This window comes from Erwinia sp. 009765445 (assembly GCF_058137865.1).
Genome location: NZ_JBYUWC010000010.1, coordinates 157705 through 170953, shown reverse-complemented (window position 1 = coordinate 170953; position 13249 = coordinate 157705). Strand labels below are relative to the sequence as shown.

Sequence of the window (13249 nt, the reverse complement as noted above, 5' to 3'; positions counted from 1 at the left end):
CGGGCTGATGTCAGTTCGCGTCAGCCCGGGTTAATCAGCCAGGTTCCCACCCGGTTAATCTCCAGCTGCTGGCTGTGCACCGCGGTGCCAGTCTGCACTTCGATTTTGTAACTTCCCGCCGCCAGATTCAGCGAGGCATAACCGCTGTTATTCGGCTTCACATCCACCGGCTTGCCGTTCAGCGTCACTTTCTGACTGTTATCCAGCTTGAGGTAGACCGTTGCCATCATTGGACTTGCGGCGACGGCTGGTGAGGTTGCGCTGGTTGCCGGAGCCGCCGGAGCAGTGGTGCCAGCCACGGCGGGCCGATCGGTGCTGGCTGGCGCGTCATCACGATTCAGCAGGACCATCACGGCGATCACCGCCAGCAGAGCAACGCCGCTGAGGATCGCCAGCGGTTTTGACAGTTTTCGCACTGGGTGAAGGAGAACCGATTCTGCTGCTCCGGCACCCGGATTGAAGGCAAGCACCACCGGCTCTTGCACCGGCTCGGGGTCTGGCAACAACGGCTCAGGCGTTTCTTCAGCCACATGCGTGACGTTAGTGACCAACTGCTCAACGCTGCTCACCGGCAGTTCAATCAGCGCGGCCAGCTCATCGATGCTTTGCGGCCGGTTCTCAGGCTTCATCGCCAGTGAACGGTCGATGGCATTGAGCAGCGACAGCGAGAAGCCTTCCGGCCGCAGCGTGGTCAGCGGCTCGTAGCGATCTTCAATGCAGCGCACCACGCTGACCGGCGGTGGGTTACCGGTGACCAGCGTGTGCAGCACGGCTCCCAGCGCGTAGATGTCGGTCCACGGCCCCTGGTCAATGTCACTCTCTTCGCTGTACTGTTCAATTGGCGCATAGCCGGGTTTCAGCATGATCTCCGTTTCATCGGAGAGATTGCCGATCTCCTTGCGTGCGGAGCCAAAGTCCAGCAGCACCGGCAGCTGATTTTCCTGGATCTGAATATTGTCCAGTGAGATATCACGGTGCAGGTAACCGGCACGATGAATGGTGTCAATGGCCCCGAACAGCGGCGGCAACAGTTGTCGGATCCAGGCGTCGGTCAGCGTCTCCGGGCTACCCAGTTGCCACTCTTTCAGCGTCATGCCGCTGTAGTAGAGCGTACCCATGTAGGCAGTGCCGTTCTCTTCCCAGAAGCGCAGCACGTGCAGCAGCCCCGGATGGTTAAACCGCGCCAGAAGACGGGCTTCCTGGATAAAACTGTTCAGGCCAGCCGCAAACAGCTTCTGGTACCGCTCGCCGCGCAGGACGATAGCCAGATCTTCATCGCGGGCGGCCAGCGAAATGGGCAGGTACTCTTTGATTGCAATGGTGCGCTCAAGCAGGTGGTCCCAGGCGCGATAAACAATCCCGAAACCGCCACCGCCAATCACTTCCTTAATCTCAAACTCGTTAAAACGGTAACCAGCCGGAAGGGCGTTGGGCACGTTTTTCGCATTCTCGTTTGCCGACATAGTAAACACTCTCTCAGTGCTAACGTCCTGTTATCCCCGGGGACTGTCCGGATTAGTTAACGGTGCGCCAGGCGCCAATAGCCGGGTCGGCCAGGTCTGCATGCAGGTCATCAACCAGCAGCACATTAATTTTCACTTGTTGATCCACCACGGAACCCCAGGCTTTACGCAGGGTATCCACGCGGGCTTTCAGCGCATCCGCATCAGCGGCACGATCTTTGTCCATCTTCACCAGCAGCGCCCCGTCAAAGGACCAGACGTGCAGAGCAGGATTAAAGGTCAGCAGCAGCCAGCTGTCCGGCGCGTCTTTTTTGCTGACCACCAGTCGCTGATTGTTGGCTGCCACGATATCAAGTTCTCCGCTGGCCGGGTGGACGTTACGCAGCGGGAATCCTTCGTAAAATTGCACTGGCACCGGCTGGGTTTTGCCGTTAGCGGAGAGCGTGAGTTCGCTTTTGCCTTCCAGCCAGCCTTCGGTTGAGCAGGAGAGATCCTTGCCGTCCGGAATAAACAGCGACTGGCCTTCTTCATCCCACCAGGTGCGGAAATGGCAGCCGCCCGGCAGATCGAAATGCTGCAGCGGGGCGCTATTGGCGGGCTGGGAAAGATCCAGCGGCTCGGCGTTGCTGGCCGTGGCCGTCGACGTCGCGTCAGCAATCACAATCGGCCGCCAGCTCTGCTCTTTGGCCGCAGTGCCGGTAGCCAGCACCGAACCGGTATCGTTAGTCATCTGCCAGGGCAACTCGACAAGTTTGCTGCACTGATTCTGCAACAGCGTGCCGACGCGGGGCAGGAAACTGGTCAGCACGCTGGACTCTTTGCTCTTTCCGGAGACGATACGTAAATGGATATTTTCCTGGCACCAGTCCTGTGGCGCATTACTCTCAACGTTGTCGATAAACACTTCCAGCGCCAGGCTGGGGGAGTAAACCACGCGATAATCCTCCGCCTGTGCGGCGGTCGCTATCAACAGTGTGGCGGTGGCTGGCAACCAATATTTCATAGCGTTCCTTGGTGTTAATCCCGCGGCGGTAAAAAGCGAGCAGAGTCCGCCATCGATTGTAATAGGGTGGTTTCCTGAGGCGAGCCGATCCAAATCGCCACCGCGCTCAAATTGTCTTTTTTGTCGCTGCGGTTTATGGCTCTTTGCATCAGCGCCAGCCACTCTTCAGGGGAGTTCACCATGCGCAACGCCTGTTCCATCTCTTCCGGCGTCAGGCTGCACCAGAAGCCATCGGTACAGACCAGAAAAGCATCGCCATCTTCCAGTGGCAACACCGTGCTGTAACTGACCGGCTGTGGACCATCCGCGCCGAGCGCATTATAGAGTAAATTACTGTTAATTCCGGCATTATCAACACCCGCATCCTTTAACTGCTGTGCCAGGCTGTGGTCGCGGGTCACCGAGTGGATATACCCCCGGCGGAAGTGATAAATGCGGCTGTCACCAGCGTGGGCCCACCATGAGCGCTGTAAATCACGGTCAATAAACAGCGCCGCAAGGGTGGTGCTCATTTGCTCAAAATTCAGAATATTCCTTTGCGCTTGACGCACCGCCAGGTCGGCGTTTTCGACCCAGCGCACTGTATCATCGGGATTCATCGCCGAATCATGGACCAGCTCGGCCAGTAAAGCGTCTCTGGCAACCCTGGCGGCAATTTCCCCGCCTGCCGTGCCGGCCACGCCGTCACAGACCAGGAAACAGGCACTGTGTTCGCCCAGCAGGGCTCCGGTTTCATCCTGATTACTTTCTCGCGCGCCGGTCTGCGAAGTCGCGGCATAGTTAATATTCATTCGTCATCCGGTTGGATCTGGGAGTCTTTGTACTGATTCACTTCCATGTCATAGGCCTGCAGGAAAGCATCGCCAAACAGGGTATGGAAATCGTCTTCGATTTCACCAGAGGTGTTCTGATAATGGCGCAGGAAGTAGTCCCACAGGGCGGCTTTCTTGATCGGGCTCAGCCCCATGCGCGGCAGATTACCATCGCGCTTCGCATGCTCTTCCAGCCGCTGCGGATTAAAAGATTGCAGCATGGCGGCAATGATGGCGCGGATCCCGGCGATCATTCCCAACTGGTGGGCTTGCAGGTCAACCAGCGCATCCCGTACTGCCTGTTCTGGTGGCATAAACCCCGGCATCTGGCTCTGATAAATCTGCATCAGCACCGTTTTACCGGAAGGCAGGATTTTAAACGGGTTGTTGGCTTCATTGAGGATCATAGTCATCTCTGCCTTCACGCCGCGCTTAAGAATTGAACGCGAGGAGAGCAGCGCCACCGTACCCTGAGAGAACAGGCTCAGCATCCGGCCGGTAATGCGCATCTGGTCTTCGGTCAGCTGAGGTTTGTCGGCATGATTATCCAGCCCCATCCCTTCCATCAGCGCGGCGAGCAGACGCTGCTCGTTGCCCTGAGGCACTCTGCGCCCGGTATGCGGGGCATCATGGTTAACCGGGTCAATGCCCAGTCGGGCATCATTCTGGCGGGCAGTACGGGCGGCAAGTTGTTCAGCAGAGTGCAGTTCCGTGGGATGAACCAGAATCGGCTCCTGCTCATGTAAAATACCCAGCGGATCCTGCGGCAGGGTATCGTTATGGCTGAACAATGCCAGTGGATCAACGTCGCTGAAGGCTTGCTCCTGCTCGCGGGCCGGGTCGCTGACGGCTATCTGGTATTCGCCGATCCCCAGTACGTCACCATGCTGCAGTGAAATCTGACTGCCGCGCGCCAGCGGGGCATGGTTATGCACCACCGCAATCACGCTGCCGTGGTTGGTCAGACGACAATCGCCATTACCGGCGACATGCACCACCGCCTGCAGGCGGGAAATGGCCCGATCCGCATCCGGAAGCACCAAATCGTTGTCCACGCTGCGGCCAATCGTGCCGCCAGGCGGCACAAATTCACAGGCGTTAACGGGTACCTCGGTTTTGCTCTCAACAATGGTAAATCGCATGCGCTTTTCCTGAAGCCAGGCCTTGGGCCAAATAACTCTATTCAAACATCGGCGGATAGAGTCCATGTCGTCCCGGCTGTGCCACAGCGGCCGGATCGAATAACTGAGAAAACAGCTGAGCGGTCAGATTTCCGCTGTGTTTGTGGCTGGCCAGTGGATAGCCATCACTCTGATTGGTCCACCAGTAGCTGGTGTACTGCATCGGGTCGAACTTTACCGCCACTTCGCGCCATGCCAGAGTACAGGGCAGATCCTGATAGCCGATCACATCCATAATATCCGAACGGCCGGTGTCAGGCAGCGACAGGGGAGGCAGCGCCAGCAGTTCATGCTCCAGTTGTTCAGCACTGAACGGAGCGCTGACGGCGTGATGCAGCGTTTCACCCAACTGCTGAAACCAGTCGCCTGAGACTGCCAGCTGAGCCGGATGCCACTGGGCCACCCGCACGCTCTGCAGCGCCAGTAGCGGCCATGAACGCCCAACGCGGTCACGTGACGGTAGAAGGCAGCCAATTTGCACACGCTGGACGCCCAGCGTGGCTGGCAGGGCGAAATTCCACACCGGCGCATGAGAGAACTGCTCGCTGACGCCTTCACTGTGATGATGCCAGTGGGTCAGTCCCAGCAGAAACCAGTTTGACCAGTTGGTGACAATCGCCTCAGGGATCCGCCACTGTAAAAAGTCACCGGTGCCTGGCAGCTTGCCGTACCAACCCAGCTTATTGTTCTCTGGCATCGTGAACCCCTCGGGCTAGTAATCGTCGGACGAAGCCGATTCTTGTGCGGCCATCCCTGCCGTCATCGCCGGGGATTTTTGCCCCGTATTGTCCAGATTGATTGCCATCTTCATCATCAGCGCGTTATCCCTGGCGAACGGCGAGGTCTGAATTTGCCGATCCAGCAGCTGGCTGAGGTGCCAGTCAAGCTGCTGTAACTGGCGGGTGGTGACGTTGGCGGGCAGAGTGCGCTGCAGGTTTTGCATCACCCAGCCACGTAAGAATTCACCATCGTAACTGCGCGGCTGATAGAGCATCTGATAGGCGCGCAGGGCATTACGGCTGAATTCGCTGTCATCGCCCTTATCGTTGCGCAGCGTGGCGGTAATATTCTGCGCCACGCGCGGCAACAGCAGAATCTTCAACGCATTCTGATAGAAGCCCCAGGCCGCGTCACTGACCTGATCGCCACGATACAGCCCTCCGCGCATGCTCAGCGGCGGGTCTTCCAGTGAAAAACTGTCGCTCTGCGGCAGCGCGACCAGGCTGTTTAAGAAGGGTAGCAGATCCAGAATATCGCCCTTATTATTCGCCGCCAGTTGCCGGGCCTGCTGCTCCACCGGCGCAAGGCGTGCCGATACCTGCTGCAGATAGTGCTGGTTTTTATAATAGCTGGTGGTCCATAAAAGTGCGGTAATCAGCAGCGCCACACCCATCGAAACATAACCCGCCCAGTGCAGTACGCGGTTGCGGTGCTCCCAGGAACGATCACTGCCAGCCAGGCCGCTTTCCTGGAAAATCATGTCGCTGAGCAATGATCGAATAAAGTAGCTCTGGCCCTTGTTCGCCGGGATCGGGGCGTTGCGGTTAACGGTATCCCAGCTGGCGATGGAGTGATCAACAGCCTGCGGCAGCTGCAGCTTGCGCGTCAGTTCACCCATAATCCGGTCGAAGGGCAGACCTTCCTGAGTACCGCTGGTGAAGAACAATCCGCGGGCTGACCACGGCATTCCGCCATTTTCCGGTGAAAAGACTATATCGAGATATTCCGCCAGCAGCGGGCGCAATGAGGCAAATTCCTGCGGGAACAGGAAACAGTCGGCACGCTGGGTTAAATCACTCTCTTTCGCCATTTTCCCGGCCAGCTCTTCCTGCAGGCGTAGAGTCAGGTTGCTGAACTGCTGTTCAAAAAGGGCGTTCAGCGCGGGTTCACTGTTGCGGTCGGCCTCCCACGGGAAGCTGAAACCCCAGATACGGTCACGCTGGTTCTTGTCCAGGGTGGCGTAGTAGCTCATAAACCCTTTCAGCAGATCGGTTTTGGTGACCATCACATAGACCGGGAAGTGGATCCCGGTTTGCTGGTGCAGCTCGGCCATGCGCTGGCGTAGCGAGGTGGCCTGAGCGAAACGCGCTTCCGCAGAGTCGCTCAGCAGATCGGCCACGCTGAGGGTCATGATCACGCCGTTAATTGGCTGGCGGGTGCGGTAGCGCTTGAGCAGGTTGATAAAAGTCTGCCATTCGCTGGCATCCCGGGCGCGAAGGCTCTCCTGCAGGGTGTAACGGCCTGCGGTATCCAGCAACACCGCCTCTTCAGTGATCCACCAGTCGCAATGACGTGTGCCGCCAACGCCGCGCAGGGCCGTTTTACCCATGCTGTCGCTGAGAGGAAAATCCAGTCCTGAATTGATCAACGCGGTGGTTTTGCCTGCACCCGGTGCGCCGATAATCATGTACCACGGCAGCTGATAGAGGTACTGGGCACTGAAACGCTGCAGCCAGCCGCGCTTTTTCTTCGTCTGGCGACCGGAAAATTGGATCTTCTTCAGCAGTATTGCTGCTTCGCTGAAGCGGGCGCTGAGCAGCTCTTCGGTAGCTGCCTGTTCAGCATGATCCACGTTGTAACTCTGCAGATTATTCAGCAGCTTGCTGTTAAACCACGCGCGGTAGAGTTGTGGGATCAGCTGAAAGACAATCCACAGGAAATAGCACAACCCGATGACAATCTGGCGATTAAGGTTGTTTTCCAGCCAGTGATAGTCGCTGAATGAGAACTGCGGGCCGATCATCCAGATCAGCGCGGAGAGGGCGGTGATCCCGAGGAAACCCCAGAGTAACCGGCTCAGGAGCACAGTCGTAAAAGTGGATGGCATCAGGATTTCCCCGCTTTACCGGCCGGCGCTTCTGGTGCCGGGAAGAGAATAATTTCAACCCTGCGATTTTGCGCCCGGTTTTCCCGGCTGTCATTCGGTAACAGCGGGCTGCTGTCTCCCCGACCTTCACTGCGGATCATATGGCCTGGCGTCTGCATCTGTTGCTGCATCAGGGTGCTGATACTGCGGGCCTGTGCCAACGAGAATTCATAGCTGGAGGCGAAGTGGGTTGAGCGCACGCGCTGGTTGTCAGTATAAACACTCACCAGGACGGTTCCCTTAATATTGTCCATAGCCGCAGAAACGCGGGTAATGATGGCGCGGCCCTCCGGAGTCAGATCGGTGCCGGAATCGCTGAACAGCTTGTCGGCAGCGACAATCACTTTGCTGCCGCTGGTGCCATCAGTCACGTCCAGCTGGCGTGCAGAGATCAAATCGTCCAGCCGCTGGCGGATGTCCAGCAGCGATCTGGTGGAAGGGCTGCGTTTGCCCAGTTCAAGTTTTGGTAACGGCGTCTGCCAGATTGAGCGCAACAGCGGCTCGGCAGAGTTGCCCAGTCGCCAGTTCAGGCCGGTGTAGATCAGGCAGGCAATAAAAGCGGTAACGGTAATACAGGCCCAGAGTGGAACCGGTGGACGCCACAGGGTATTTTGCCCGGAAGAGGCCAGCGGTTGCGGCGGCGCTGGCGACTGCTGCACGCCACGGGTATCAATGATTAACTGGGCGAGGCGGGTACGCACCGAGTCGCACTGAATACGGCCATGATCGACCGCCCGGTAACGTCCTTCATACCCCAGCAGCAGGCAGTAGTGGATCACTTCCAGCAACCAGAGATGTTGCCCCGGCGTCTGGGAAATGCGCGACAACAGCTGAAACACTTTTTCACCGCCCCAGCTTTCGTTATGGAAGGTGACCAGCAGCCCATTGCCGGACCAGACGCCGCGCGTTCCCCACGGGGTTTGTGCAGCGGCTTCATCCAGCGCACTGCACAGGCAGTAACGGGCACCGATAATGATATCGAAAGGTAAACCGGCCTGCTTACTGCGGGTTTCAAACTGGCGGATCTCATCGACGAGCTGCTGACGCAGGCCGGCGGGATCGTCATGCGTTGCCGCCAGACGTATCTGCACAATGGCATTGAGCAATGGTGCAGCAGCGGCAAGTAACGGGTTCTCTTGGCTGACGGAGAGAGGCTTGTCAGCGGGGTATTCCGGGGTCATCAAACTTAACTGTCTCTGCTGTGCGGCAGCTGCCGGGCCTATTCAAGGATCCAGGTCGCTGTATCATTATTGCGACAGGCTTTGCTCTTTCCACCCACGTCAACGCAAACCTTCTTAGCGCTGCTGTTTTTACGTACACGCGGCCGATCGCCTTTGATAGTGGCATCGTAGAGTTCGGCTTTTACTCCGGCCTTGAAGGGGACGTAGCCGATCAGCTGCTGTTGATCTGCTTCTGCCACGGCCAGCCAGTGGTTTTCCACCTCGCCCAGCACGGTGAACGGCTTGCCATTATCCAGGTAGCGGATAATTTTACCGCCAAAGTCAGGGCTGCTCATTACCGAGGCGTTATACAGAGCACGGTAAGTTTCATTAACCGGGTTGAAAGAGTTTGGTGCCTGTACTGCATGACGATGCGTCAGCTGTACACCATCCACTTCCGATGTGACAAGGGTGTCATCAGTAACCGGAGGCGGAGGTGCTTTACATCCGGCCAGGGTCAGTACTGCCAGCAGGGTTAACGCGATGCTTATTTTCACATTGATCCTCGTGAATATCATCAGTGAGTCTTATAGTCCACAAGCAAAATCCCACTCTTACGCAGAAGACCGGCTGGCCTCTGCGCATGAAAAATTATTCAGGTTTACAGAAAGATAAATATCCTGTCAGTCTACATGACGCTTTTGGGAATGGGAACCATTGCAGCGTGCGACTTTACATGTTAACGGCTGCCCCGCAGGTGGCAAAGTAAGCGGTAAAGTTGACAGCGGGCTAATTTGATTAGGATTGATTATAGGGTTCGGGCCGATTCACCCTGACTGGCTTCAACCGGCCTCTTCCTGTGCGAAGATTTGGGACTTTAATGATTAGATTATCTGATGGGTTTTCCGGCATGAAGAATTTATCAGGCACCGCTCTTTTCAGCCAAATCCCGGTCAGATGTGACAGTGTTTTTCTCACACGGGCGGGCAAAGTGACATCGGATCACTCCGCAATCAGCACCTTCACCCCCAGCGCTTCAAAAGCCCTGACCGACTCCGGCGTGATGCCGCTGTCGGTGATCAGAAAATGGATATTGCTCCAGTCACAAGGCAGCGCAAACATCGACACTTTGTCTATCTTGCTGGAGTCGGCCACCACATAGACGGTGTTGGCGGAGTTAATCATCGCGCTTTTGACCTTGATATCCGTTTCGCTCGGGAAGCTCAGTCCCAGTCGGGGTGAAATACAGGCAGTGGCCAGGAACAACTTCTCCGCCAGCACGTTTTCGAAAAAGCTGGCTGCCTTTTCACCGGAAGTGGAAAGCGTGGGGAATTTAAACGTCCCGCCAGTCAGCAGAATGTTGATCCCCGGTTCGCCGCCCAGCATCAGCGCAATATTCACTGCGGTGGTGACCACCGACAATTTACGGATATGGGTAATATGTTGGGCAATCGCCGTGGTGGTGGTGCCGGAATCGAAAATGATCGTGTCACCATTTTCGATATGCTGCGCAGCCAGTTTGCCGATGGCATCCTTTTCATTCAGATGAGTTTGCCGTTCCAGCAGCAGCGCACCGGTATTCTGCTTGCCGGTCATCAGGGTGGCACCGCCATGATAACGTTGCACATATCCCTCTTTCTGCAGCATACGCAGATCGGTACGGATGGTCGCTTCTGTCAGGTTAAAGGCTTCAGTCAGCATTTTGACGGTGACCGTGCCGTCCTCGCGGATCATCTCAAGGATTTTCTCACGGCGCTGCTGCATATCCGCCAGTTGTTCATTTTTGCTTTTCAACCGAAACACTCCCTTCACCTGAGGATCGGGCCTCAACCCCCGTCGGCCCTGTTGTTATGGCAAATATTACCCCTCGTTCAAACCGAATGCGAGTATCCTTCCCGGTAATTTATATTTTCGAACGAAAATTAATTTTAGGGTGATTGTTGATAAATCACGTTTTTTTCCAGCGATTCAGCGATAGATTACCTGTTTATGTGCGGGTAAGTCCATATTTCAATGAGTTATATTTTCTAATGGCTTTTGTTTGAAATTTGATCTGCGGCACAAAATGCCATAAAACGATAGATTATATTTTTATTCGAAAATGAATGGGCCGCTATCCCCTACGCGGCATGACGATGAGCTGAGGTAATGATGGACTTTCAGGCAATCAAACAGACAGCGCGGCAGGCCCGGCGCTATGTTCTGCAAATGAATCATCGGGCTGGGAAAGGCCACACGGGGGCCGATCTCTCTGAAGTGGACATCATTTGCACATTATTTATGGGCGTGATGGACCGGGGAACCGAACGGCCGGATCAGGATCGCTTCATTCTGTCGAAAGGCCATGGCGCGGGCGGCCTGTACTGCAGTGCAGCGGCAATGGGCATGATTTCGCCTGAGATCCTCGACCAGTTTATGGGCGACGATACGTTGCTGGCCGGGCACCCGGTACGCCAGAAATTACCGGAGCTGGTGGAAATTAACTCCGGCGGTCTGGGGCACGGTCTGCCGATTGGCGTGGGCCTGGCGCTGGGCAACAAACTTTCCGGTCTCGGCCACCGCCGCGCTTTCGTGTTGCTGGGTGACGGTGAACTGGCGGAAGGCTCCAACTGGGAAGCGGCAATGTCCGCCAGCAAATTCAAACTCGATAACCTGATCGCCATCGTCGACCGTAATCGTCTGCAGCTGGCGGGCAAAACCGAAGACATCATGCCGCTGGAGCCGCTGGCGGACAAATGGCTGGCATTCGGTTTCGAAGTGCTGGAGTGCGACGGCCACGATCCGCAGGCAATCGCTGACGCGGTGAACCAGCCTTCCGCTGGCAAACCACGGGTGATCCTCGCCAACACTGAAAAAGGGCACGGTATCTCCTTTATGGCCAATGTCCCGGCCTGGCACCACTCTGTACCCAATGATGAGCAGCTGGCCCTGGGGCTGGCAGAGCTGGAGGAAGACTGATGCAAGACTTACGCGACGCTGTAATCGCCACGCTGGTGGACGAGCAGGGCAAAGGCGCTAACCTCAGCGTGATGGTGGCAGACTCCACGTCCACCTCGAAAATTGCCCCATTTGAGAAGGCTTACCCTGAGCGGGTGGTTAACGTGGGTATTGCCGAACAGAACATGGTTGGCATGGCGGCAGGAATGGCCCTGAGCGGCCGCACGGTATTTACCGCCAATGCGGCACCGTTTCTGTTTGCCCGATCTAACGAGCAGGTGAAGAACGACATCTGCTACACCGAAACCAACGTGAAAATGCTGGGCCTGAACGCCGGTTTCGCCTATGGCCCACTCGGGGCCACACACCACTGCACCAACGATATTGCTATCGCCCGGACCTTCGGCAACCTGCAAATCTTCGCGCCGGCTGATGCGGTGCAGGCCAGCGCCATTGCCCGCTATGCTATTCAGCATCCTGGCCCGGTTTATATCCGTATGGACAGTGACAAAGTGCCGGTACTGCACGACGAGAACTATCAATTTGTGCCGGGCAAACCCGAAGTCCTGCAGCAGGGACAGGAGACAGTGGTGTTCTGCATGGGCACGCTGGCCCACGAGGCACTCGCTGCCAAAGACGACAGCATTACCATCGTGTCACTGCCTTCTCTGTGGCCGCTGGATGAAGCTGCCGTGGTGAAGTTGATCGCCAGCCATCAGCAGGTGCTCACCATGGAAGAACACACCCTGAGCGGCGGCCTGGGCAGCATTATTGGCGAGATACTGCACAAGCACGGTCTGCGCCAGCGCTTCACTCCGCTGGGTATTCCCGCTAACGAATTTACCCACAGCAGCAGCCGTGCGGCCCTGCGCAGCCAGTTCCGCATCGATGCGGAAGGCCTGCGTACCACGCTGCAACACGTTGTTGCCGCAGCCTGAGGAGAGCCACCAATGAGCAATGAATATGACGTCAGCCTGCGTTACGGCGTGGACAGCAATACGGACCTGAGTGGCAAAGTGGCAGTAGTCACCGGTGGTCTGGGGGGTATCGCCATGGCCAGCAATGAGATGCTGCTGGCGAAAGGTGCGAAGCTGGCGCTGCTGTACCCGGCCTTTGAACACGGCAAAGTGAGTGACGTGGCCGGGCAATTTGATGCCGATCGTGTGCAATTTGTTGAGTGTGATGTGACCGATCCCGCATCTGTGGAAAAAGCCTTCGCGGCAGTGGAGGCGCATTACGGCCAGATTGATATCCTGGTGAACTGCGCAGGTTACGTGATGTTGCAGCCGGTGCTGGAAACCGAGTTCAGCGAGTGGGAAAAGCAGGTCGCGGTGAACCTCACCGGGCCGTTTCTATGCTCGCAGGCGGCTGCCAGGCGCATGGTGAAAGCAGGCAAGGGCGGCAAAATTATCAATATCGCCTCGCAGGCGGCCTCCATCGCCATCGATAACCATGTGGCCTACACCTCAGCCAAAGCCGGTCTGCTGGGCATGACCAAAGTGATGGCGAAAGAGTTTGCCCCGCACAAAATTAACGTTAACACGCTGTCGCCAACCGTGGTACTGACGCCGATGGGCGAAAAAGCCTGGCGCGGAGAGAAGGGCGAAACGATGAAGAAACTGATCCCGCTTGGCCGCTTTGCTTATACCGATGAAATCGCCGCTGCGGTGCTGTTCTTCGCCGGTAACGGCAGCGACATGATTACCGGCGCCGATCTGATGATCGATGGCGGATTTACCATTTGGTAATACTGCGCCCAGACCAGAGAAGAGTTGTACGACAAACGCAATACCCTACATAAAAAACCATAACGCTGTACCTACAATA

General features: G+C 56.7%; 12 protein-coding genes. 3 read left to right on the top strand and 9 right to left on the bottom strand.

Going from position 1 to position 13249, the window contains the following annotated elements; genetic code table 11:
* Positions 1 to 20 precede the first annotated feature (20 nt).
* From AC3Y5R_RS13175 to AC3Y5R_RS13135, 9 genes are all read right to left on the bottom strand, one after another.
* Positions 21 to 1463: a serine/threonine protein kinase gene (locus tag AC3Y5R_RS13175; protein WP_489921713.1), complete on the bottom strand. Its 1443-nt coding sequence runs from the start codon at positions 1461 to 1463 to the stop codon at positions 21 to 23.
* Between the two features lie 52 nt (positions 1464 to 1515).
* Positions 1516 to 2466: a hypothetical protein gene (locus tag AC3Y5R_RS13170; protein ID WP_489921712.1), complete on the bottom strand. Its 951-nt coding sequence runs from the start codon at positions 2464 to 2466 to the stop codon at positions 1516 to 1518.
* A 14-nt stretch (positions 2467 to 2480) separates the two neighbouring features.
* The gene (locus AC3Y5R_RS13165; protein WP_489921711.1) at positions 2481 to 3257 is read right to left on the bottom strand and encodes a PP2C family protein-serine/threonine phosphatase; all 777 of its coding nucleotides are present in this window, start codon (positions 3255 to 3257) and stop codon (positions 2481 to 2483) included.
* Positions 3254 to 4420, bottom strand: coding sequence for a type VI secretion system-associated FHA domain protein TagH (gene tagH, locus AC3Y5R_RS13160; RefSeq protein WP_489921710.1), 1167 nt, complete (start codon positions 4418 to 4420; stop codon positions 3254 to 3256). Before tagH ends, AC3Y5R_RS13165 begins: the two co-directional genes overlap by 4 nt.
* A 37-nt stretch (positions 4421 to 4457) precedes the next feature.
* Positions 4458 to 5156: a type VI secretion system-associated protein TagF gene (gene tagF / locus AC3Y5R_RS13155; protein WP_489921709.1), complete on the bottom strand. Its 699-nt coding sequence runs from the start codon at positions 5154 to 5156 to the stop codon at positions 4458 to 4460.
* A 15-nt stretch (positions 5157 to 5171) separates the two neighbouring features.
* Positions 5172 to 7286, bottom strand: coding sequence for a type VI secretion system membrane subunit TssM (gene tssM / locus AC3Y5R_RS13150; RefSeq protein ID WP_489921708.1), 2115 nt, complete (start codon positions 7284 to 7286; stop codon positions 5172 to 5174).
* Positions 7286 to 8506, bottom strand: a complete 1221-nt coding sequence (gene icmH, locus AC3Y5R_RS13145) for a type IVB secretion system protein IcmH/DotU (protein WP_489921707.1) — start codon at positions 8504 to 8506, stop codon at positions 7286 to 7288. Before icmH ends, tssM begins: the two co-directional genes overlap by 1 nt.
* A 38-nt stretch (positions 8507 to 8544) precedes the next feature.
* Positions 8545 to 9063, bottom strand: coding sequence for an SH3 domain-containing protein (locus AC3Y5R_RS13140; protein WP_489921706.1), 519 nt, complete (start codon positions 9061 to 9063; stop codon positions 8545 to 8547).
* A gap of 424 nt (positions 9064 to 9487) precedes the next feature.
* Complete coding sequence (locus AC3Y5R_RS13135) at positions 9488 to 10279, bottom strand: DeoR/GlpR family DNA-binding transcription regulator (protein WP_158782877.1); 792 nt, start codon at positions 10277 to 10279, stop codon at positions 9488 to 9490.
* Between the two features lie 357 nt (positions 10280 to 10636).
* Here AC3Y5R_RS13135 and AC3Y5R_RS13130 point away from each other — a divergent pair, with 357 nt between their 5' ends.
* Genes AC3Y5R_RS13130 through AC3Y5R_RS13120 form a run of 3 tightly spaced genes read left to right on the top strand, consistent with a single transcriptional unit; the run spans position 10637 to position 13170 of the window.
* The gene (locus tag AC3Y5R_RS13130) at positions 10637 to 11443 is read left to right on the top strand and encodes a transketolase (RefSeq protein ID WP_158785300.1); all 807 of its coding nucleotides are present in this window, start codon (positions 10637 to 10639) and stop codon (positions 11441 to 11443) included.
* Complete coding sequence (locus AC3Y5R_RS13125; RefSeq protein WP_489921705.1) at positions 11443 to 12360, top strand: transketolase family protein; 918 nt, start codon at positions 11443 to 11445, stop codon at positions 12358 to 12360. The genes AC3Y5R_RS13130 and AC3Y5R_RS13125 overlap by 1 nt, the downstream gene beginning before the upstream one ends.
* 12 nt (positions 12361 to 12372) lie before the next feature.
* Complete coding sequence (locus AC3Y5R_RS13120; RefSeq protein ID WP_489921704.1) at positions 12373 to 13170, top strand: GolD/DthD family dehydrogenase; 798 nt, start codon at positions 12373 to 12375, stop codon at positions 13168 to 13170.
* The last annotated feature ends 79 nt before the right edge of the window (positions 13171 to 13249 follow it).

What these genes read in the sequence shown, in the direction of transcription:
- AC3Y5R_RS13175 (WP_489921713.1), bottom strand. Translation starts at nt 1,463, where the DNA reads ATGTCGGCAAACGAGAATGCGAAAAACGTGCCCAACGCCCTTCCGGCT.
- AC3Y5R_RS13170 (WP_489921712.1), bottom strand. Translation starts at nt 2,466, where the DNA reads ATGAAATATTGGTTGCCAGCCACCGCCACACTGTTGATAGCGACCGCC.
- AC3Y5R_RS13165 (WP_489921711.1), bottom strand. Translation starts at nt 3,257, where the DNA reads ATGAATATTAACTATGCCGCGACTTCGCAGACCGGCGCGCGAGAAAGT.
- tagH (WP_489921710.1), bottom strand. Translation starts at nt 4,420, where the DNA reads ATGCGATTTACCATTGTTGAGAGCAAAACCGAGGTACCCGTTAACGCC.
- tagF (WP_489921709.1), bottom strand. Translation starts at nt 5,156, where the DNA reads ATGCCAGAGAACAATAAGCTGGGTTGGTACGGCAAGCTGCCAGGCACC.
- tssM (WP_489921708.1), bottom strand. Translation starts at nt 7,286, where the DNA reads ATGCCATCCACTTTTACGACTGTGCTCCTGAGCCGGTTACTCTGGGGT.
- icmH (WP_489921707.1), bottom strand. Translation starts at nt 8,506, where the DNA reads ATGACCCCGGAATACCCCGCTGACAAGCCTCTCTCCGTCAGCCAAGAG.
- AC3Y5R_RS13140 (WP_489921706.1), bottom strand. Translation starts at nt 9,063, where the DNA reads ATGATATTCACGAGGATCAATGTGAAAATAAGCATCGCGTTAACCCTG.
- AC3Y5R_RS13130 (WP_158785300.1), top strand. Translation starts at nt 10,637, where the DNA reads ATGGACTTTCAGGCAATCAAACAGACAGCGCGGCAGGCCCGGCGCTAT.
- AC3Y5R_RS13125 (WP_489921705.1), top strand. Translation starts at nt 11,443, where the DNA reads ATGCAAGACTTACGCGACGCTGTAATCGCCACGCTGGTGGACGAGCAG.
- AC3Y5R_RS13120 (WP_489921704.1), top strand. Translation starts at nt 12,373, where the DNA reads ATGAGCAATGAATATGACGTCAGCCTGCGTTACGGCGTGGACAGCAAT.